The 1,242-nt window shown below is 75.0% G+C and carries 1 protein-coding gene and 1 pseudogene; one reads left to right on the top strand and one right to left on the bottom strand.

Annotated elements, in window-relative coordinates:
* Nucleotides 1-360: pseudogene (locus G3I42_RS18585) on the bottom strand (peptidase); the annotation flags it as partial.
* 78 nt (nt 361-438) lie between these two features.
* Here G3I42_RS18585 and G3I42_RS18580 point away from each other — a divergent pair.
* A partial coding sequence (locus G3I42_RS18580) for a HipA family kinase (protein ID WP_164287388.1) occupies nt 439-1,242 on the top strand: 804 nt, incomplete at its 3' end.

The following is a 1,242-nucleotide window of genomic DNA, read 5'->3' as shown; positions in this document are numbered from 1 at the left end:
GAGGCGCGGGGCCCGCGCGTCACGTATCCCCGGCAGCGGGCGCGGCGGCCCGGGCGTGCCCGTGTCGAGGGCCGCGAGGGTGCCGCCCGGGAGGGCGACGGCGACGTGCCGTGCCCGCGCGTCGGCGGTGTACGCGGTGACCCCGGGCCCGGTGAGCGGCCGTTCGGCGTCCGCCCCGGTCTCGTACAGCCACAGCAGCGCTGCCGCGTCCGTGCCGGAGGCGGAGCGCAGGAACAGGACGCGACGGCCGTCGTCCGAGACGGTGAAGGAGTGCGGACGGCCCCGGGAGAAGCGGGCGGAACGGGCGAACTGCTCGGGAAAAGCACGCAACTGTGCCCTGGTGGGAGGGGTGGGAGTCATGCGGCACTCTAGGCACACGGGGAGTGCGGCTGTCAGCCGGATACGGGCTCGGCGCTTCCGCTCGATAACCTGCCCCCCATGCTCACCGAAGCCGCCGTGACCCGCTATCTGACCCCGCTGCGCGAAGGCGGCTCCCTGCCCGGGCTCGTCGAGGCCGCGGACGGGGAGCTGTACGTACTGAAGTTCAGCGGGGCCGGGCAGGGGCGCAAGACACTCGTCGCCGAGACCGTCTGCGGGCTGCTCGCCGCGCGGCTCGGGCTGCGCGTGCCCGGCCTGCGGGCGCTCGACCTCGATCCGGTCATCGGCCTCGGCGAGCCCGACGAGCAGGTGCAGGAACTCCTCAAGGGAAGCGGCGGGCTCAATCTCGGCATGGGCTACCTGCCGGGGGCGCTCGGCTTCGACCCGCTCGCGTACGCCGTGGAGCCGCGCGAGGCCGGGCGCGTGCTGTGGTTCGACGCACTCGTCGGCAACGTCGACCGCTCCTGGCGCAACCCCAACCTCCTCGTCCACGCGGGCGAGTTGTGGCTCATCGACCACGGCGCCACGATGATCTGGCAGCACAACTGGCCCACGGCCGCCGCCTCCGCGCTGCGCCGCTACGACGCGCGTGACCACGTCCTCGCCCCCTTCGCGCCCGATCTCGCCCTCGCCGAGGCAGAGTTGGCGCCCCTCGTCACGGAGGACCTGCTCACCGGCATCCTCGCCGAGGTCCCCGACGTGTGGCTGGAGGGCGAGCGCGGCTTCGCCTCGGCCGACGAGGTGCGCCGCGCCTACGTGGACGCGCTCCTGCGGCGCGCGGAAGGGCTTCGCGGGCGCGTCGACCTGCCGGAGGAGCCCCCCGCGCCGCCCTTCGCCGCCTCGGGCTGGCGGCGGCCCGGGGAC

The organism is Streptomyces sp. SID11385 (assembly GCF_010548245.1).
Lineage (GTDB): Bacteria > Actinomycetota > Actinomycetes > Streptomycetales > Streptomycetaceae > Streptomyces.
Note: the sequence above shows the minus strand (reverse complement) of the source record. Positions and strands in the feature narration are given on the sequence as shown.